Annotated in this window: 17 protein-coding genes; 11 read left to right on the top strand and 6 right to left on the bottom strand. The window is 63.7% G+C overall.

The annotated features are described in order from the left end of the window. Positions 1-37 precede the first annotated feature (37 nt). The 11 genes from H3U89_RS06565 (at position 38) to H3U89_RS06515 (ending at position 11,599) form a co-directional block, all read left to right on the top strand. Complete coding sequence (locus H3U89_RS06565; RefSeq protein ID WP_373564665.1) at positions 38-1,093, top strand: AAA family ATPase; 1,056 nt, start codon at positions 38-40, stop codon at positions 1,091-1,093. Beyond that, positions 1,090-2,022, top strand: coding sequence for a DUF58 domain-containing protein (locus H3U89_RS06560; RefSeq protein ID WP_198180048.1), 933 nt, complete (start codon positions 1,090-1,092; stop codon positions 2,020-2,022). The genes H3U89_RS06565 and H3U89_RS06560 overlap by 4 nt, the downstream gene beginning before the upstream one ends. Then, positions 2,019-2,552 (top strand): hypothetical protein, encoded by a 534-nt coding sequence (locus H3U89_RS06555; RefSeq protein WP_198180049.1) that lies wholly within the window; start codon positions 2,019-2,021, stop codon positions 2,550-2,552. Before H3U89_RS06560 ends, H3U89_RS06555 begins: the two co-directional genes overlap by 4 nt. Beyond that, a complete protein-coding gene (locus H3U89_RS06550; RefSeq protein WP_198180051.1) occupies positions 2,549-3,625 on the top strand; it encodes a vWA domain-containing protein in 1,077 nt (358 codons plus the stop codon). The genes H3U89_RS06555 and H3U89_RS06550 overlap by 4 nt, the downstream gene beginning before the upstream one ends. Continuing rightward, positions 3,622-4,650, top strand: coding sequence for a vWA domain-containing protein (locus tag H3U89_RS06545; RefSeq protein ID WP_198180053.1), 1,029 nt, complete (start codon positions 3,622-3,624; stop codon positions 4,648-4,650). The genes H3U89_RS06550 and H3U89_RS06545 overlap by 4 nt, the downstream gene beginning before the upstream one ends. Continuing rightward, on the top strand, positions 4,647-5,198 hold the full coding sequence (locus H3U89_RS06540; RefSeq protein ID WP_198180055.1) for a DUF6466 family protein: 552 nt from the start codon (positions 4,647-4,649) through the stop codon (positions 5,196-5,198). Before H3U89_RS06545 ends, H3U89_RS06540 begins: the two co-directional genes overlap by 4 nt. 202 nt (positions 5,199-5,400) lie before the next feature. Further along, positions 5,401-5,727, top strand: a complete 327-nt coding sequence (locus H3U89_RS06535; protein WP_198180057.1) for a hypothetical protein — start codon at positions 5,401-5,403, stop codon at positions 5,725-5,727. Beyond that, positions 5,724-7,151, top strand: a complete 1,428-nt coding sequence (locus tag H3U89_RS06530; RefSeq protein ID WP_198180059.1) for a PGAP1-like alpha/beta domain-containing protein — start codon at positions 5,724-5,726, stop codon at positions 7,149-7,151. Before H3U89_RS06535 ends, H3U89_RS06530 begins: the two co-directional genes overlap by 4 nt. A 72-nt stretch (positions 7,152-7,223) precedes the next feature. Continuing rightward, complete coding sequence (gene purB / locus H3U89_RS06525) at positions 7,224-8,669, top strand: adenylosuccinate lyase (protein WP_198180061.1); 1,446 nt, start codon at positions 7,224-7,226, stop codon at positions 8,667-8,669. A gap of 2 nt (positions 8,670-8,671) precedes the next feature. After that, entirely contained in the window at positions 8,672-11,143 is a 2,472-nt protein-coding gene (locus tag H3U89_RS06520; RefSeq protein ID WP_198180063.1) for a lysylphosphatidylglycerol synthase transmembrane domain-containing protein, read from the top strand. A gap of 168 nt (positions 11,144-11,311) precedes the next feature. Then, positions 11,312-11,599 carry an HU family DNA-binding protein gene (locus tag H3U89_RS06515; protein ID WP_015022121.1) on the top strand — a complete coding sequence of 96 codons (288 nt, stop codon included), beginning with the start codon at positions 11,312-11,314 and terminating at the stop codon, positions 11,597-11,599. 100 nt (positions 11,600-11,699) lie between these two features. Here the strand turns inward: H3U89_RS06515 and H3U89_RS06510 are convergent, their stop codons facing one another. The 6 genes from H3U89_RS06510 to fmt form a co-directional block, all read right to left on the bottom strand. Further along, entirely contained in the window at positions 11,700-13,133 is a 1,434-nt protein-coding gene (locus H3U89_RS06510; protein WP_198180065.1) for a proteasome accessory factor PafA2 family protein, read from the bottom strand. Positions 13,134-13,136: 3 nt separating this feature from the next. Then, on the bottom strand, positions 13,137-13,340 hold the full coding sequence (locus H3U89_RS06505) for a ubiquitin-like protein Pup (protein ID WP_198177487.1): 204 nt from the start codon (positions 13,338-13,340) through the stop codon (positions 13,137-13,139). Positions 13,341-13,364: 24 nt separating this feature from the next. After that, on the bottom strand, positions 13,365-14,201 hold the full coding sequence (locus H3U89_RS06500) for an inositol monophosphatase family protein (RefSeq protein ID WP_045935548.1): 837 nt from the start codon (positions 14,199-14,201) through the stop codon (positions 13,365-13,367). A gap of 90 nt (positions 14,202-14,291) precedes the next feature. Next, entirely contained in the window at positions 14,292-15,800 is a 1,509-nt protein-coding gene (gene dop / locus H3U89_RS06495) for a depupylase/deamidase Dop (RefSeq protein ID WP_198180075.1), read from the bottom strand. Then, entirely contained in the window at positions 15,797-17,359 is a 1,563-nt protein-coding gene (arc, locus tag H3U89_RS06490; protein WP_198180084.1) for a proteasome ATPase, read from the bottom strand. The genes dop and arc overlap by 4 nt, the downstream gene beginning before the upstream one ends. A gap of 65 nt (positions 17,360-17,424) precedes the next feature. Further along, positions 17,425-18,399 (bottom strand): methionyl-tRNA formyltransferase, encoded by a 975-nt coding sequence (fmt, locus tag H3U89_RS06485; protein ID WP_198180086.1) that lies wholly within the window; start codon positions 18,397-18,399, stop codon positions 17,425-17,427. Position 18,400 lies beyond the last annotated feature (1 nt).

Genomic DNA, 18,400 nt, shown 5'->3' with positions numbered 1-18,400 from the left:
GGCTGAGTCGTCAGGAAATGCCGTTACCATGTCTGCTATGGCATTATTCCCACCTCGACCCAGTCAGTCCCCATCTGTTCAGCCCGGTCAGGACCGCCAGGTTCCGCCAATCAGCCAGGACGACCTGCAACGTTGCCGCCAGTTGGCCGACCGGATCCGGACCCGCTTTTCGAGGACTCTGGTAGGCCAGGAGAACCTGCGGGAGGCCCTGATCCTGACTTTGGTGGCCTCAGGACACATCCTGATCGAATCCGTGCCCGGCCTGGCCAAGACCACGGCCGCCCAGACCCTGGCCACCTCGGTCTCCGGCAGCTTCAAGCGGATCCAGTGCACTCCCGACCTGATGCCCTCGGATCTGGTAGGCACCCAGGTCTATGACTTCTCCACACAGCGCTTCTCCACACAGCTGGGCCCCATCCACGCCAACTTCGTCCTTCTGGACGAGATCAACCGATCCAACGCCAAAACCCAGTCAGCCATGCTGGAGGCCATGGCCGAGGGTGCCACCACAATCGGCGGCGAGCGTATAGCCCTGCCCCGGCCCTTCATGGTGATCGCCACCCAGAACCCCATCGAGGAGGAGGGCACCTACAACCTGCCCGAGGCCCAGATGGACCGGTTCATGCTCAAGGCCGTCATGACCTATCCCAATGCCGACCAGGAGACACGGATGTTGCAGATGCTGACCAGCCGAGGCACCGATATGCCCGGCAAGGACGATCGGGATGCGCTGACCATCGCCGATGTGGACTTCCTCAGGCAGAAGGCCCGGCAGGTCCACGTAGCACAGCCCATCATGCGATATGCGGTCGATCTGGCAGCCACCAGCAGGGGGGCTGGATCGCGACCCATCCAAGGGCTTGCAGAGCAGGTGAGGCTGGGGGCCAGCCCGCGCGCCTCCATCGCCCTGGTTCGCATCGGCCAGGCCAGAGCCCTGCTGACAGGCAGGGATTACGTCATTCCCGAGGATTTGAAGGACTGGGCCCATTCGGTGCTCCGCCACCGGATTCTGCTGACCTTCGAGGCCCAGGCCGACGGTGTCAGCAGCGACGACATCATCGACCAGATCGTCGACACGGTACCGGTGCCATGAGCCGTCGACGTCCGGATCATGACCCGGTCCGCAGGCGGATCGAGTCCTTGGACACCAGCCTGCGCCTTCCCACGGTGCGCAGGGCCCTGGGCCTGCTGGAGGGCGAGCACTCCTCCGGCCGTCGTGGCGGCGGGGACGAACGAGCCGACCTGCGCGCATACGAGTTCGGGGACGAAACCCGCATGATCGACTGGCACGCCAGCGCCCGGATGGGTCGGCCCATGGTGGTGGAGCGCGAGCGCCTGGTCACCAGTAGGGTCTGGCTGCTGCTGGATGTCGGCCGCGAGATGTCAGGAACATGCCCTGACGGGGAACAGGCCATCCAGGTGGCTGCCAACGCCCTGTGCATGTTCGCCTCCCTCTGCCTGCGCCGCAGCGATGAGGTGGATCTGGTCCTGGTCGATTCGTCCGCCATCCGACGCGTACCCTGCCAGGGCGGTTTCGCTCGATTCGAGCAGACCCTGGACCGGGCTCTGGAGTCACGGCTGGATCAGCCGCGCAACCTTGAGGCCCTGCTGGGCTACGCCGCAGGCATCCAGGACCGGCAGGCCATGCTGGTCATCGCCACCGACCAGTCGGCATTGAAGGTCGACCTGATTCCGACCATCAGACGGTTGGCCACCACCCACCCCCTGAACCTCATCGGAGTGGAGACCATGAATCCCCTGCGCCTGCAGCCTGCTACGGGCTCGGTAACGGATGCGCCCAGCGGACGCAAGATCCCGGCCTTCCTGCGCACTGTGAACGGGACGCGGGCGGTGGATCTGCACAGACGCTATCAGATAGAGGCCTTCAGCCGAGAACTGTCCAGAATCGGAGCCTCGCTGATCCGGGCCGACTCCAGCACAGCCATGTTCAACAGGTTCATCCACCTGCTTTCAGCCGGAAGACCAGGCATCCCCATGCGACGGACGGTGATGGCGGCATGAGTGCTGTCGTCCTGATTCGTCTGGCATCCGGTCATGGCCGAATCAAGGTCATGCCCACCATGACCCAGCCCATCTGGCTACTGGCTCTGACGACGGCCGCCATCATACTGACCCTGGCCCTGGCTGCCGCGGCCCTTCTTTTGCCCAGGTTCCGCCGTCACCAGGAAGAGCGTCCGATCCAAGCGAGCTCCGACACCCGCGATGCGTGGCGTCAGCAAATCGATAAGGTGGTGGCCCGGTACGACAAGGGCCAGCTGGACCGCGACCAGGCCATGACGGCACTGGCCACCATAGCGCGTGGATTTGCCTCCCGCTCCTGGAACAGCGACATGAAGTCCAAGACTTTGGCCGAAATCCAGGCCCAGCCCCGTACGCCCAGTACACGGAAGGGCCTGGACCTGCTTCGGCAGACCATAGATGCTTTATACCCGCCTGAATTCGCCCTTCCCCGGGACAGCGCAGGAACCGACGCCACAGTGGATCAGGCTGCCGACTGGGTACGGGATTTGATTGAACGGTGGCCGCAATGAGCATAGGCAATCTGTCCTGGAGGTGGCCCTGGCTGCCGGTTCTGGCCTTGGTCCTGGCCCTGGCGTTCGGCCTGCTGGCCTACCGTATGGCACGTCGCGGCAAGCTGGATCAGGAACCGGGAGCACGGGTCTGGACCTTGGACAGCGACATGGACACCGAGGAGGGCCATGAGGCGCTGCGGCACTGGCGGCGACTGAACCGCTGCGCCGCAATCCTGCTCGCTCTGGCCCTGCTGATGGTTTTGAGCCTGGCGGCAAGGCCCGCCCGGGTCGATCGGACATTGGAGCAGGGCCATAACCGCGATATTGTCCTATGCCTGGATGTGTCCGGCTCCACCCTGCCCTACGACCGGCAGGTGATCGCCTCCTACCTCGATCTTGTCCACAACTTCCGGGGCGAACGCATGGCCCTGAGCATATTCAACTCCACCTCGCGCACCGTCTTCCCCCTGACCGACGACTACGAGATGATCACCGCGGAATTGGGCAAGGCACGACGGATCCTGGACGGGGTGCAGTCCCAGGACCGCATCGATGCCATGAGCGGACGACAGTACCAGGACATCAGCGACTGGCTGGAGGGCACGCAGAACCGCCGGGACACCACCTCGCTGATCGGCGACGGGCTGGTGGGCTGCGCTGCACTCCTCCCACAATTCGCCCCCAAGGACCAGAGCGGATCGGCAAAGGCCGACCAACGGTCCAGCTCACTGGTCCTGGCCACCGATAACGTCGTCTCCGGCAAACCCACATACACCCTGGAGGAGGCACTCAAGCTGACCTCGGCCGCAGGAATCGCGGTGGACGGGCTCTATTCGGGACCGGACCAGGGCAGCGAGGATGAGACCACCCGGCAGATGAAGAGACTGATCGAAGCCCGTGGCGGTATTTTCCTGCGACGTCAGGATGGAAACTCCATCAACGCCTTGGTCCGCCGGATAGAGCATCGACACGGAGCCGACCCCCACCAGCAGGAGCAGTCCAGCCTGGTGGATGCACCCGGCTGGTGGACCCTGGCCCTGACCCTGGCGCTGTCGGGATATCTGCTCCTGGCCTGGAGGCTGAAGCGATGAACATACTCAAGTCCGTGACCTTTGAGCCTTTCCTGGGCTGGTTGGCCGGCGGCCTACTGGCGGGTCTGCTGCTGCTCCTGGCCATTGCGTTGGTCATCCATGGACTGCGCGAGGGTCGGGATACGGATGCCGACCGCTGGGCCCTGACCCGACGCACTGCCATGGTCCTGATCCTGGCCCTCATGGTCATGACCCCCAGCACGGTCAGCAAGACCACCAATAAAGCCGTCAACGCCACCGATGTCTTCATTGCGGTTGACGTGACCGGATCCATGGCGGTCAAGGATGCCGGATATGGCGACCAGGAAGGAATCAGCCGACTGGAGGCGGCCCGGACGGCCGTCCACGATCTGACACGCATCTACCCCGATGCCTCCTTCTCGGCCTTGAGCTTCGGCGCCTCGGCCAGCGTCGATCTGCCCCTGACCCCCGACGTGCGGGCTGTGGACAACTGGGCCAGGGGGCTGGTTACAGAGCCCACCTCCCAATCCTCCGGCTCCAGCCTGGATGCTCCACTGGATCGCCTGAGCCTGGTCTTGAAACAGACCAAGGACCGGCATCCCGACGACCGAATCCTGCTCTACCTGATCAGCGACGGCGAACAGACCGGACCCGATGAACGACGATCCTTCAGCGTTCTCAGGGAGGGATTAGACGATGCCTTTGTGCTGGGAACCGGCTCGGCCAAGGGCGGTATGGTGCCCTTGAGCTCCGATGTCGGCGGAAGCGACGGCGACGGTTGGGTGACGGACCCCAAGACCGGGCAGCCGGGCATCTCCGCCATGGACCCGAAAACCCTCAAGGCCATTGCGGACGAGATGAGCGGCCACTACCAGTCCCTGGCCAAGGGAACCGCGGTAGATGAAGGAGCCACGGCTGCGGCTTCCAAGCGCTACCGGGTGACCAAGGTCGACCAGGTCCGCCAACATGTCACCCCGCTGGTCTGGCCGCTGGCCCTGGTGGAGCTGGTCCTGATCCTGATTGAGGCGGGGCTCTGGATCCGCACTTCGAGGAGACTGCTATGAATAGGAAGTCCCGGCAAGGAGCAAGAGACGCAGGCCGCCTGCGAGTGCGCCTGATTTTGGCTGGCTTGGCCTTGATTGCAGCCCTGACCGGGGCCTGGGGCCTGATCAACGTCAAAGCCATCGCCACCTATAACGAAGGCACGCACACGTTGAGCACCAACGTTCGACAGGCCCAAAACCCCCAGGCCGATCCAGCATCCATCAAGGCCCTGCAGGACCAGGCCGAACATCTCTTCGCCCAAGTCGAACGGCCGGGACCCCTGATTCTGCCACAGACCAGACAGGCTGCCCAGGCCAACCGTGCTGCCAACGCTGCGCTGACCAGCCGCACGGAGCGTCTGCTCAAGAAGCAGAAGGCCGATAAGGCCCAGGACGGAAAGAACGAATCCGGAAAAGGGTCCTCTTCAGGACTGACCAAGCAGCAGAAGGCCGAGGTGGAGGACCTGCTCAAGCGCAACCAGCAGCAGAGCGAACCGTCCGCCTCCCCCACGCCGACAGGCAAGCCGGACGACAACAAGAGTCAGGGGAAGAATGTCAAGCCTTGGTGACCGACCGCGCACAACCTTTCGCGTGAGTCATTCCACCACCCTCTTTCCCAACAAATCGATTCCCATGCAGACGAACGTCCCATGACTATCAGACCGACAGAATTAGCGGTAAATCCGTCCACAGCCAGATGAACCGGACCTCATTCGACCACATGGCCCTACGGGGATCATTTCAAGATGATTGCAATGTTGTAGTAGAGACATGTATAGGTCATCCTCGTCACTACCCACCCTGGGTCCCTTCCTCGAACAGCAATCCTTCCTGACTGATCCGGAAGAGGCCCAAACCTGCCCCTGTCATGCGAGAGCGGCCCGCTGCCGGGCCATGCTGTTCGATATGGCACGGCAGTCGCGAACCACTCTGGTCCATCTGAGTGAATTAGCCGACCAAGCTCTGAGGGTCGACTGGGAAGGCCGGGCTGCTGAGGCCTATAAGGCCCAGGTGCGGGCCATGGATGCCGTCTGCCAGGATCAGCGCATCCAGGCAGGCCGCACCCTGAACCTGATCGATCAAGAGATCCGGCCATGAAGCGAACCATCACCGCCGCCCCCGACGCCAACGGCTATACGCGCACCGAGCTGGACCACCTGACCGGCATGGCGGACAGGCTCAACCAAGCATGTGGTGCCTTGGCCACCATGCAGTCCCAGTGGGTTCTGACTAATCAGGCCATCTGCAGAATCATGCCGGGGCTGCCTGCCCTCCCCTGCACCCAGGCTGCCGTGCCGCCGCCGGGTCATGCCCATCTGCCAATGGATCGGATGGTGTCCTTCTGCAGTGACCAGGCCCAGGCATGCGAAGATCTGCGCACCCGGCTCCAGTCTGTGGCCGACCGACTGACCAAGGCCTATGGGCTCTACTCGCAAGCTGAATCGTTCATGGACCGGCTGATGAGCTCCCTGACCTCCAAGGCCCTGACCGTCTTTCAGCCTATTGCCCCGTTCATGCTGGGATCCATCGGTTTGGGCCTGGGAGTAGCCAAACTGACCGGCCACCTGGATGCATCGCAATTCCAGGAAATTCTGGAAACCACGGCCAGCATCCAACAGCCCCTGCTGACCGCGGTCGCATCTGGCCCGTCCTCGGACCGTCATGATCCCATTGGCGGATTGGTCACCGGCCCCGGCCTGCTGATGCCATTGATACTCGCTCATTTCCAGGGTGACCGAATAGCTATGGAGCCCGTTCATCCGCAAGGCGAAGGATTGGGCGAGGCCCATAACATCGCCGGTGCTCTGCACAACCTGGAGACCCTGGGATCCTGTCGGGACGGCATTCCCTACGCCACAGTCGCCGTACAGCGTTATCGGGAGGTCGACGGCAAAGACCACTGGCTGGTCTACATACCCGGCACCAGCTCCCATCTGGACTCCCCGATCGGTTGGGCCCAGAACATCCAGCTCATGAGTGACAAGGCATCAGTGCGCGACAGGGCGGCCTCCCTGCGTCTAGTGGACCAGGCCATGCAGGATGCAGGGGTGCGCCCGGACGATCCGGTCAGCCTGGTGGGCCATTCCCAGGGTGGGATTGTGGCCGCCACCATGGCTTCGGATCTTTCGGACCGCTACAGCTTCGATCACATCGTGACCGTCGGCTCGCCCATCGCCCATCGCAAAATAAAGTCCGACACCTGGGTGACCAGCGTGGAGATGCGCGAAGAGCTGGTCTCCAGCCTTGATGGGGCTGACAACCCCTCCCGACCCAATCAGCTGACAGTCAGGGGACGAGCGGGCGGGCCTCCTCCTCCAGGCGGGACACAGACCGGTCGGACAGTGACCACTGCCGGACCCGGCAAGGAATCCACCCACGGCATGGCCTACCAGCAGGCGGCCTGGGCTGATGCCCGAGATCAGAACTCACCAGCAGTACGACGTCAGGACGACCACTTCGCCCATGCCATCGAGGGCGATCTGCAGGAGACCCGCTACTACCGTGGCAGGCTACGACGGTGAGCGGGACACGCGGCCCCCCAGGAGCACCCATGCCGCTTCCTGCTGGTTGACCCGGTCGTCTAGGCTGGAAGCATGAACCTGAGCCGAATCACCCCAGTCATCCCCCTCAATCCCCTGGACGGACGTTACCGCAGACAGACCGCCGATCTGGTGGATTATCTGAGCGAGCCTGCCCTGAACCGCGAGCGCATGCTGGTCGAGGTCGAGTGGATGATCATGCTGGCCAACGGCTACCAGGGCAACGGCCAGCAACCGGTCCTGCCGGGCGTAGAGCCTCTGACCGAGGCAGAACAGGCCTACCTGCGCGCCATACCCGAGGATTTCGACGCCGACGGCATCACCGAACTGGCAGGCATCGAAGCCCAGACCCACCACGATGTCAAAGCTGTGGAATATTACATCGACCGCCGCCTGGAGGCTGCAGCCACAGCCCTTGGCCCCGAGTCCCAACTCCCTAGGCTGACACCCCTGGTCCACTTCGCCTGTACCAGCGAGGACATCAACAACCTGGCCTATGCCCGCTGCATCCGAGGCGGGGTCGAGCAGGTCTGGCTCCCCAAGGCCACCCGGATCGAGAAGCATCTGGCAACCATGGCGGAGCAGTACCGGGATCTGCCCATGCTCGCTCTGACCCACGGCCAGCCGGCCACACCCACCACCCTGGGCAAGGAGATGGCGGTCTACGTCCATCGGCTGCACCGGCAGCTGGACCGAATCCACAATCAGGACTACATGGGCAAGATGAATGGCGCCACCGGAACCTTTGGCGCCCATCTTGCCGCCCTGCCGCAGGTGGATTGGATTGATCTGACGCGGACCTTCATCGTGGAGCGGATGGGTCTGGTCTGGAACCCGCTGACGACCCAGATCGAGTCGCACGACTGGCAGGCCGAGCTCTTCAGCAACATCGCCCACCTGGGCCGGATCCTGCACAACCTGTCCGTGGATGTCTGGATGTACATATCCCGCGGCGTCTTTGCCCAGGAACCCGTCAAAGGCGCGACAGGATCCAGCACCATGCCCCACAAGGTCAACCCCATACGATTCGAGAACGCCGAAGCCAATCTGGAGATCTCAGGAGCCCTGCTGGACACCCTGGCCACCACCCTGACCGAAACCCGTTGGCAGCGGGACCTGACCGACTCCACCACCCAGCGCAACATCGGTTCGGCCCTGGGATACAGCCTGCTGGCTCTGGACAACCTGGACGGTGGACTGCAGACCATCCACCCGGACAAGGCACTGATGGCCCGCGAGCTGGACAGCAACTGGGAGGTCCTGGGCGAGCCTATACAGACGGCCATGCGGGCCGCTGGACTGGCGGGACGTTCAGGCATGGATCATCCCTATGAGCAGGTCAAGGAGCTGATGCGGGGCAAGAGAATCGGACGGGAGGATGTCGAGCACTTCATCGATGGCTTGGATTTGGACCGGGACACGGCCAGTCGGCTCAAGGCCTTGACGCCGGCAACCTACACAGGCGCAGCCGGAACCTTGGTGGACTTCGATCGCGACTGACCATGACCCCGTCCCAGTCGACCATAACCCCCGAGGACACCGATTCCGCCGATCCCGTCAAGGCGGATCAGGTCGTCATCCGGGACACCCCGCCCCAACGGGTCCACGATGCCGAGGATCTGCTGCGAGCCCTGGCTGCTCTGATCCTGGGAATCCTGGTCACCCTGGCGGCTGTCTATCTGAAGGGCATAGCGGCCGGGGTCGAATCGGACATGCGCCAGGCCGGCAATGCCATGGACTGGCTCATGGACGTACCTACCGCCTTCCTCCAGCAGGCAGTGACCGTGACCGTGGTCCTGACCGTGATTGTCCACCTGCTGGTCAACAGGGAATGGATCCAGGCCATCACCGCCCCCCTGGCCATGTTCCTAGGGTTCGGGCTGGTCATGCTGACCTCCAACCTGATCCTGAAGGCGGGCAACCCGACCTTGATTGCCTCATTCAGCTCCCAGAACGCCATAGGGTCACCCGTCCTGCTTCCCGACTTCTATGCCGGTCTGGCTGCCTTCCTGAGCGCAGCAGGACCCCGTCGCTTGCGCAGCTCGGTCAAGTGGGGATGGAACGCCCTATATATTGTGGCCGTCATCATGGTCGCCATATCCTCCAACTCGGCCAGCGGGGTTCTGGTTTCGCTGATTCTGGGACGGATCATGGGCATGGTCGTCCGATACCTGGCGGGCACGCAGAACAAGGGTGCCTGGGGACAGGGAGTGGTACAGGCCATAGCATCCATCGGCATCCAAACCGCCAGTCTGGAACGTCAGGATCCAAGTCTGGATGCCGATGGCCAGCCCCTGCCTGCCCTCGCCGACGACCTTATCGAGGCCTCCCGCATCTACAGAGCCCAGGACAGGGATGGCCACACCTACACGGTGTCGGTCATGGACGGCCAGTTGCACACCATGGGCTATCTGATGCAGCTCTGGCAGTGGATCAAACTGTCCGGAGTCTCCATGCGCCGGGACCGGTCGGTCAGAAACTCCATGCAGCACCACATGGCCATGCTGACTGAACTGCGGGACCTGGGGCTGACCTCCCTGCACCCCTATGGCCTGGCGGAGAGCGCGGAATCCTCAATTCTGGTCCTGGAGGATGACGTCCACCTTCGGCTCCTGGAGCCTGGAAGCCTGGACACGGACAGGGCCAAGCAGCTGATGGACTACCTCCGCCGGGCCAACGATCGCGGCTTTACACACCGCCGCATCCGCCCGGAGACTCTGGCCATGGACCAGTCGGGCTCCATGGTCATCGCCGGCTGGGAGAACGGCGACAGCGCCAGCTCCCAAGCCAACATCGCCCTGGACCGCATCCAGCTTCTGGCCCTGGTTGCCACGATGATCGGCGTGGACCAAGCCATCGAGGCCGCCCGTGCCTCCTGGGGGGTCAAGACCCTGGCCGGACTGTCGCCCTTCTGCCAGATGGTGGCCATTCCCTCACAGACCCAGTCCCTGCCCGGCTGGGATCGGCAGATTCTGACAGACCTTCGCAAACAGCTGCGGGCCCTGGCTCCACCTGAGTCGGTGGCGGAGACCGGCCAGGTGACCCTTTCCCGCTTCAGCCTGCGTAGCTTCGTGGCACTGGCCCTCTTGGTGGTGGCTGTGGCGGTCATCATCACCCAGTTCAACCTGCCCCAGGTCATCAGCGCCGTCCGCAACGCCAACCCTTGGATGGCCGGACTCTCCTTCCTGCTGGGGTCACTGTCCTGGGTGGGCTGCGCCATCACCCTGGGAGTCTTCATCGACCCGGCCAAACGCGACTTCAAGGGCATCTTCCTGTCCCAGGTCGCCTCCTCGTTCACCTCGGTCTCCATGCCCGCCGGGGTGGGGCCGGCCTTCGTCAACCTGCAGTTCCTGCGGCGGGACGGTTACGACAACACCATGGCCACGGCCATCATGAGCGCCGTGGTGGCGGTCCAGTTCGCAACCACCTTCTGTCTGCTGATCGTCATCGGGCTGTTCACAGGGCGCAACACCCTATCCGGGATGATCCCCACCAACACCCTGGTCATCGTCATCGGGACGGTGGCCATCATCGCGGCCCTGATCATGGCCATCCCATACACGCGGCGGCTGGTCATGGAACGGCTGATGCCCATCGTGGCCTCCTACGCCCGCCACCTTGTGGAGATTCTGACCCAGCCCAGGCAGCTGGTGGTGGCCGTGCTTGGGGCCGTGCTGCAGTCAGCCGCCCTGGGCATGAGTTTCTGGGCCGCCCTGATGGCCTTCGGATGCAGGACCAACGTGTTCGAGACCACCTTCGTCTTCCTCCTGGCCAACACGCTAGGCTCGGCCGTCCCCACCCCCGGCGGTCTGGGGGCCATAGAGGCAGTGCTCTTCTCCGCCTTCCGCCTGGCAGGTGTTCCCTCGGGCGTGGCCATATCGGCCACTCTGGTCTTCCGGGTGGCCACCTACTGGCTACGCATCCCCCTGGGAGCCCTGGCCATGCGTTGGCTGAGCAGCCATAATCGCATCTGAGGAACCTTCGGGCAGTCCCAATCCCGACGGCCTCAAAAAACGCGTGGTGAAATGTCGAAAACCCCCGGAAAATGCGGTGTTTGGGCCTAATCTGCGCTAATATCAGTCATTGACCGTTGGGCTTTCCCCAAATCAAGCAGTGGGAGGCCCCCGAAAGAAGGATGTTCTATGGCATACAACAAGTCTGATCTCGTTTCGAAGATTGCACAGAAGTCCAACCTGACCAAGGCTCAGGCGGAAGCTGCTGTCAACGCCTTCCAGGATGTCTTCGTCGAGGCCATGAAGTCCGGTGAGGGTCTGAAGCTGACCGGTCTGTTCTCGGCCGAGCGTGTCAAGCGTGCCGCCCGTACCGGACGCAACCCCCGCACCGGTGAGACCATCAAGATTCCGGCCAGCTATGGCGTGCGCATCTCTGCCGGCTCGCTGCTGAAGAAGGCCGTCACCAACAAGAAGTGAAACCAGCCTTTCTGCAAGGGCCCCGGCATCCATCCAAGGATGTCGGGGCCCTTCCTTTTACAGTAAGATCTGACGGATGATCAGCAGTGCAAACCGGACCCTAGGCACTCGGCTTTCCGGCACCCCTCAGGAAGTCCATCAGGGAGTGGTATCGGGGTGGCCCCAGATGGTCGAAGGGATCGGGCAAGGCCACCTCGACTCGGTGAGAACCGCCCAGGACCAGGTGGCTCCAATCACATGACCATGCGCGCGTTCCCCGGTCCGCCATACGGACGAAGTCGCCACGCAGACGGGCCCGGGTATCCTCCGGAGGCTGGTCCATGGCGCGCTGCACCTCGGAGTCGTCGACCGGCGAGCGCATGAGCCCATACCTGACCAGGCCGGGGAAGGACCTTCCCGCGCTCAGATCGTGATAGTCCAGGTCCAGCGCCTCTTCCAGAACCCTTCCGGCGCCTCGTCGACTCAGGCCCTGGAGAAGGCGCAGCTTGGCAGCCCAGTCCACCCAGTCAGCCAGATCCTGCCAACGTCCCTCGTCCAGCGCATCCAAGGCCGACCTCCAAAGTCGCAGGGCACGCAGAGCCTGGGACCGGTCGATACCTATATCCTCCTGTTGGTCGACCAAGGCCTTGCAGGCCGACCAATAGGCCTCTTGCAGACCCAGAGCACTGATGCCACCGGTCTTTGTGGAATCCTGCAGTTCCAGAGTGACCCGGCCGGTCCGATCCCGACTGACGACTCGGACGGCTGCACCGGGGTCAGCCAGGGCGCAGTCGACCAGGTCTGGCCGTCTGCCCCGACGGCAGGCTTGCTCGATCAGATTGAGGACAAGGTGGGTGCTAGCCATCTTGAACCAAGTGGCCAGCGGCGACCGGTTGGTATCCCCTACGATCACATGCAGACGACGCCATCGCTCGGGATCAGCCAGAGGCTCGTCACGGGTGTTGACCATGGGACGGGCACGGGTGGTGGCCGAGGAGACCGCCTCATCCAGAAAGTCGGCCCGCTGGCTGAGCTGGAACCCATCGGGACTCAGACGACCCGCCCCGGTGATCAGCTGCCGGGTGACCAAGAAAGGGACCAGGCAGGCTCCGACCATGTCCAAGGGGACTCGCCGGTCCAGCAGGTAATTCTCATGGCAGCCGAAGGCATGGCCTTGGGCATCCACATTGTTGGCGAAGACGTGAACCTTGACGGGCCTGCGCAGGTCCTCCGCCAGACGATTCCGGGCGCGATCTGCAAGGTCGGCCATGATCCGCTCCCCGGCCAGCACCTGGGTCAGGGCTGTCAGCGGATCACGGGCCTCCGCTGTGGCATACTCCGGGTGGGAGCCCACGTCCAGGTAGAGCCGGGCACCATTGGGTAGATAGATGTTGGTTGATCCGTGCTTATCAATGAGAGGGCGGAACATGGCCATAGCCACCCTGCCGGCGGCGTAGGGGGCACTGGCACCGGTCAGGCTCAGTCCATACTCGGTCTCGATGCCGAATATCCTGTGAAAGTCCGAGTCAGTCCCCTGCCCCTGCCCTTCCGCCATGGATCACTGACCGCCCTTCTGGACGAAGCCCTGCACATACTCCTTGGCGTTGGTCTCCAGGGTGGTCTCGATGTCATCCAGGACGGCATCCAGGTCGGATCCAGCCGTCTGGCCCTGTTCCTGTGCACCGGTCTGCGGCAGATCCTCTTCCTGCTCCTGCTGCTGCCCGGCTGCCATGCGCCGCCCCTGCTGGGATGCCTCAGCCATGGTCACTCTCCTTCCCGGCGCGTATCAGCGCCCGCTCAGATACGTGTTCAAATCCTCCGCGATGAGTCCGTTGGTGGCCACCACGTCGTTGCTGCCCTCCCAGCGCACATGTCCGCCGTCCCAGCGCCAGAGAGTGCCCTTGGCCTCCCGGACCACGACAGCCGCCGCAGAGACAGCAGGGATGTCCCAGGAGTGCAGGGCCGGCTCGAAATAGGCGTCGTAGCTTCCGTCCGCCACCCGGCACAGATCCAGCGAGACAGGACCGACGCGCTTGATGTCGGCAGGCTTGCCGGCCATGCGCGAGACGATCTGCAGGACCTTTTCGGACTCGTTGGGGAAGTACGACATGCCGAAGCTGATCACTGATCCGGTCAGGGTGGTCATAGTGGAGGGGATGATCTTCTCCCGCTTGTCGCCCACGATGGTTCGTCGGATCCTGATGGCGCCCTGGCCCTTGGCTGCCAGATAGGTCAGGCCCAGGACCGGGGCATGCACGATACCCAGGACCGGTGAGGCGTGGCCCTTCTCATCCACGGCGAACAGGGAGATGGTCAGCGTCCATTCGGCCATGTTGCGTACGTAGTTGACCGGACCGTCGATGTGGCCCAGGCACCAGTAGCGGCCGCCCGGACGGCGGTTGCCGGCCTCCTCCTCCCAGAAGCCATCCATGGGGTCCAGGGCGGCGATCTTGGTCCGGCAGTAACGGATCAGACGCGTGTCAATGCCCGGAGAGAACTGGGTGCCCTGGCCAATGGCTGATGTGGAGCGGGGATCGTGGGGATTGATCTGGTCCTGGAGGGCATGACGGCCGGCCTCCACAGCGATGGTGGCGGCCTGCATGGCCAAATCGCGCAATTCCATACTTCTCTTCTCTTTCAAACGGGTGGTCGAGGCATTGCCGACCGTGGTCCACCGGTGGTCGTCCGGTCTGATATCGGACTATTTTCTGCGCTATGAGCAGTATATGTCGCGGCCATCCCGGCAGGAAGACCGTGTGTGACCCAACGGATCGGACAGGTCCACGACCCTGGTCCTAGACTCCCCCTCCGGTCCCTGCTCGTCAAGAATGACACGACTCCAGGAGACTGCCCTGACCACATCAGGGCAACGGTGGAGCAGCTGGGAACGGCACCAGGCCCGGGTCTGCTCCGGACCCTGGTCCATGGCCCTGGTGATCTGGTCGCGATTGGCCAGTTGCAGAACGGATCCTCTGAGTCGCCAGGGCAGGTCACGGCCGGGATCCACCCGTGCCCAGGCCAGATCCAGGGCCGCCAGATGGGGATCCGACCAGTCGGATAGGGACCGACGGCGACGCAGACGCTCCAAGAGCTGCCACTTGAGCAGCCATTCCAACCTGCCTGCCTGGTCATGCATGGCCAGACGGCCCTCGTCGTCGCACGAACGAACCAGAGCCAGATCCTCGAGCGCCTGGCCCCAGAGGTTCAGAACCCGGTCGTCGGCACAACCTGGCCGGTCGGCATCCCTTCTGACCTGTCGGACCGCATCCAGCAAGGCCCCTTGAATGGTCAGCGCATCGGCGAATCCTCCGTTTGCCAAGGCCAAAGGCTTGGTCAGGGTGACATCACGGGAAACCGTGTGCAGGGCCGACACCGGATCATCCAGCGTCCAGCGATCCAGCAGTTCATCGACCAGACGGGTCGAATCTCCCTCGGACTCCAGGAGCGCCAGCAGCAGATCGGTGGTCCCCAGCTTGAGGACAAGGGGCGCATCCAGCCGGTTGGCATCGCCCACAATCACATGGAGACGGCGGCTGCCCGGCCCCGCATGGGACTCGTCCCGGGTATTGATGATCGGTCGTCCGAAGGTGGTCTGCAGTCCAATCCGGCTGGTCAGATAGTCGGCGCGCTGGCTGAGCTGGAAGCCAGCCCCCTCGCTCCTGGGCCCCAGGCCCACCCTGCCCGAACCGGTGTAGATCTGTCGGGTGACGAAATGAATAGTCATCAGGGCCGCCACCCTGGCGAAGGGCACCGCCCTATCCATCAGGTAGTTCTCATGCGATCCCCAGGCGGCACCCTTGCCGTCCACATTGTTCTTATAAAGAGCCAGGCCTCCGGCCCTTTCTGCGGCCAGGGCCATCATCCGGTCCCCCGCGCGGTCCTGGACCAGCGCATCGAAGGCATTCACCGTTTCCGCCGAGGCATACTCGGGATGGGCATGATCCACATAAATCCGAGCGCCATTGGGAGCTGCCACATCGATCAGCCGGGCACCAGGCGCATCGGTGAGCATGCTCGGAGCGGCAGCTGAACGTGGTAGCCGACCTCCCCTGGCATCATTGACCGGATCCTCATTCCCGTAGTCCCAGCGGATGTGCGCCAAGTCCGGCTGGGCAGCGGCCCTTACCAGACGCAGGGCCAAAGTACGCGGATCAGCGCCGGGATCCTGGGGGTCGGCAATGGCATACTCCGTTTCGGTGCCCATAACCCGCCCGGCATTCATGACCGCTCTCCTGGCCCGTCGACTGGGCGAACCTCCTGGACCTGTCCCGGGCGCAGTCCGGCCAGATCAGCCCAACGGTCCGGATCCTGGCCACGCAGCTCCTCAAGAGTGTCCTCATACTGCCCGCGGACCGCCCTCGTGCAGAACCCACGGTCAAGACCCACCTGTCGACCCTGCTCGATGGAGGCCTTGACCGCCATGGTCTTGACCCGATCAACCAGGTTGTGCAGCATGGCGCCGGAGACCGCAGACTCCAGGTAGAGGGGCTGCCAGCGGCCGGTGGCATCCATGACCTTGCCCAGCAGATGGTCACCATCCCGTGCGAAGAGTCCATCGACCAATACTTGGATCAGCTCCTCCGGACTGGCATCATCCTCCATGGGCATATCGGAACCCAGATATTTGCCCAGAATGGCGGCGGACCTGGTCCTGTCGGGCCGGTCGATGCGGATCTTGACATCCAGCCGTCCTGGGCGCAGAACCGCCGGGTCGATCATGTCGATGCGGTTGGAGGCACCGATGACCATGACCTGGTCCAGGGACTCGACACCGTCAAGCTCGGTCAGGAACTGGGGGACGATAGTGGTCTCAACATCCGACGAGATGCCCGATCCCCGGGTTCGCAGCAGGGCATCCATCTCGTCGATGAAGACCACCACCGGTCCACCCTGGCCTGCCAGGCTGCGGGCCCTGGCGAACAGGCGGCGGACCAGCCGTTCCGACTCCCCCACGAACTTGTTGAGCACCTCGGGGCCCTTTACCGACAGGAAGATCCCGTGGCCGTCGCTCTCCTGGGCCAGGGCACGAGCCAGGGCCTTGGCGATCATGGTCTTGCCGTTGCCGGGCGGCCCGTAGAGCAGGACACCCTTGGGGGCCTGAAGCCCATAACGACGCATCAGATCGGCATGTTGGAAGGGCAGCTGGACCGCATCACGAATCCGCTCAATCTGCCTGTCCAGACCCCCAATATCCGAGAAGTCCATGTCGGGAGCCTCCTCCAGCAGCATGTCGGACCGATCCGACTCAGGCAGAACAGCCAGGGCCATCGAACAGCTTTCGTCCATGAGCAAGGCGCTGCCCGCCTCAATGGGCTGGTCCTGCAGAGAGCCCGCACGAGCAGCGACGCGGGTCTGCCCGGAGGGGTCTTCCACCAGCAAGGCTCCGGATTCCAAGGTCTCCCGCAGCGTGCGAACCTGCCCGGTCACCGGCTGATCGTCCACACGCACCACCACCATATCGGCATTGAGCAGAACCTCCTGGCCGGCCCTGATCCGCTCGGCGTGGATATCGGGCGCCAGGGGCACCACCATCCGTCTGGATCCGTTCAGGATCAGCAGGCGGGCCTGCTGCACCCCCTGGCTGTCATAGGCGACGGAATCCACGCCCAGGGCAAGGGCGACCGTCAAGGGCGGTTGGCCCAGCTGGGCCAACTGGCTCTTGGCCTTGGACAGTTCCTTGGCAGCCCTGGTCAGCGCCGCAGCCAGGGCCCGGTTGCGCCGATCAGCGGCCTGGTCCTGGTCATTGGCAGATTCAGCCTGCTCAACATCATCGGACTGCATGACTTCCCTCCTTCGTCCGCCCTGGGAGCCCCGCTCGGCCTGGACAGCCAGCCGGGCGGGAAGACTCAGCTGCAGCGGGCTCCGTCTTCCAAACGAGCTCCACGGGCCCAGTCCATGGCCTTCATGGCGCGCTTGCCGGCAGCCTTGACAATCTGAAGTTCCAGGGGCAGGGTCTTGGTGCCTACCCAGAGGTGACGACGGTCCATGGCCAGCCGACCCGGCTCCAGATGCAAGGGAAGACCGGGCTCATCCCCTCGGGCCGGTGCCGCCCTGAGCACGGTCAGCCCTGTCTGCCTGTCCTGCGGGTCATCGCCTTGCCGATACAGACACCAGGCTCCCGGTTCCGGGCTGCAGGCCCGGACCTGTCGGTCCAGGGCGAAGACGGGCACATCGAAACGCATGTGGGCATCCTGGTGGGTGATTTTGGCAGCCACCTGGTAAGCACCTTGGGTCTGCTTCTTGGGTTGAATCCGACCTTCCGCAAGGGCCTCCAGGCTTGCAGCCAGCAGGTGGGATCCGTCCTCAGACAGGCGGTCCAGCAGCTCGCCCGAGGTCTCGTGCGGCCCGATCTCCACGGTGGATTGGGCCAGGATTGGCCCTTCATCCATACCGGCCGTCAGCCGAAAGACCGTGGCGCCGGTAATGGCATCCCCGGCCCAGATGGCCCGCTGTACCGGAGCCGCCCCCCGCCACTGCGGCAGCAGGGAAAAGTGCAGGTTGTACCAGCCCCCCTCAAAGGCATCCAGGACCGGCTGACGCAGGATCCGCCCGTAGGCCACGACGGCTGCACAGCTGGCACCAGTATCCTGCAGCCGTGCCGGAAAATCCGGATCGGATGGGTTGTTTTCAAGAACGGGAATCCCCAGCTTCAGTGCCTCAGCCTTGACCGGACTGGGATGCAGATGCCTTCCACGCCCCTGGGGAGCGTCGGGTCTGGTGAGCACGGCAGCAACCCGGAAATGCTCCTGATCGGCCGCCAACAATCTCAGAGATGGCAAGGCGACCTGAGGCGTGCCCGCGAACAGCAATGTCATGACCATA

It is taken from the genome of Bifidobacterium sp. W8104, assembly GCF_016100735.1.
Classification (GTDB): domain Bacteria; phylum Actinomycetota; class Actinomycetes; order Actinomycetales; family Bifidobacteriaceae; genus Bombiscardovia; species Bombiscardovia choladohabitans.
This window is presented reverse-complemented; position numbering and strand designations above follow the sequence as displayed.

What these genes read in the sequence shown, in the direction of transcription:
- H3U89_RS06565 (WP_373564665.1), top strand. Translation starts at nt 38, where the DNA reads ATGGCATTATTCCCACCTCGACCCAGTCAGTCCCCATCTGTTCAGCCC.
- H3U89_RS06560 (WP_198180048.1), top strand. Translation starts at nt 1,090, where the DNA reads ATGAGCCGTCGACGTCCGGATCATGACCCGGTCCGCAGGCGGATCGAG.
- H3U89_RS06555 (WP_198180049.1), top strand. Translation starts at nt 2,019, where the DNA reads ATGAGTGCTGTCGTCCTGATTCGTCTGGCATCCGGTCATGGCCGAATC.
- H3U89_RS06550 (WP_198180051.1), top strand. Translation starts at nt 2,549, where the DNA reads ATGAGCATAGGCAATCTGTCCTGGAGGTGGCCCTGGCTGCCGGTTCTG.
- H3U89_RS06545 (WP_198180053.1), top strand. Translation starts at nt 3,622, where the DNA reads ATGAACATACTCAAGTCCGTGACCTTTGAGCCTTTCCTGGGCTGGTTG.
- H3U89_RS06540 (WP_198180055.1), top strand. Translation starts at nt 4,647, where the DNA reads ATGAATAGGAAGTCCCGGCAAGGAGCAAGAGACGCAGGCCGCCTGCGA.
- H3U89_RS06535 (WP_198180057.1), top strand. Translation starts at nt 5,401, where the DNA reads ATGTATAGGTCATCCTCGTCACTACCCACCCTGGGTCCCTTCCTCGAA.
- H3U89_RS06530 (WP_198180059.1), top strand. Translation starts at nt 5,724, where the DNA reads ATGAAGCGAACCATCACCGCCGCCCCCGACGCCAACGGCTATACGCGC.
- purB (WP_198180061.1), top strand. Translation starts at nt 7,224, where the DNA reads ATGAACCTGAGCCGAATCACCCCAGTCATCCCCCTCAATCCCCTGGAC.
- H3U89_RS06520 (WP_198180063.1), top strand. Translation starts at nt 8,672, where the DNA reads ATGACCCCGTCCCAGTCGACCATAACCCCCGAGGACACCGATTCCGCC.
- H3U89_RS06515 (WP_015022121.1), top strand. Translation starts at nt 11,312, where the DNA reads ATGGCATACAACAAGTCTGATCTCGTTTCGAAGATTGCACAGAAGTCC.
- H3U89_RS06510 (WP_198180065.1), bottom strand. Translation starts at nt 13,133, where the DNA reads ATGGCGGAAGGGCAGGGGCAGGGGACTGACTCGGACTTTCACAGGATA.
- H3U89_RS06505 (WP_198177487.1), bottom strand. Translation starts at nt 13,340, where the DNA reads ATGGCTGAGGCATCCCAGCAGGGGCGGCGCATGGCAGCCGGGCAGCAG.
- H3U89_RS06500 (WP_045935548.1), bottom strand. Translation starts at nt 14,201, where the DNA reads ATGGAATTGCGCGATTTGGCCATGCAGGCCGCCACCATCGCTGTGGAG.
- dop (WP_198180075.1), bottom strand. Translation starts at nt 15,800, where the DNA reads ATGAATGCCGGGCGGGTTATGGGCACCGAAACGGAGTATGCCATTGCC.
- arc (WP_198180084.1), bottom strand. Translation starts at nt 17,359, where the DNA reads ATGCAGTCCGATGATGTTGAGCAGGCTGAATCTGCCAATGACCAGGAC.
- fmt (WP_198180086.1), bottom strand. Translation starts at nt 18,399, where the DNA reads ATGGTCATGACATTGCTGTTCGCGGGCACGCCTCAGGTCGCCTTGCCA.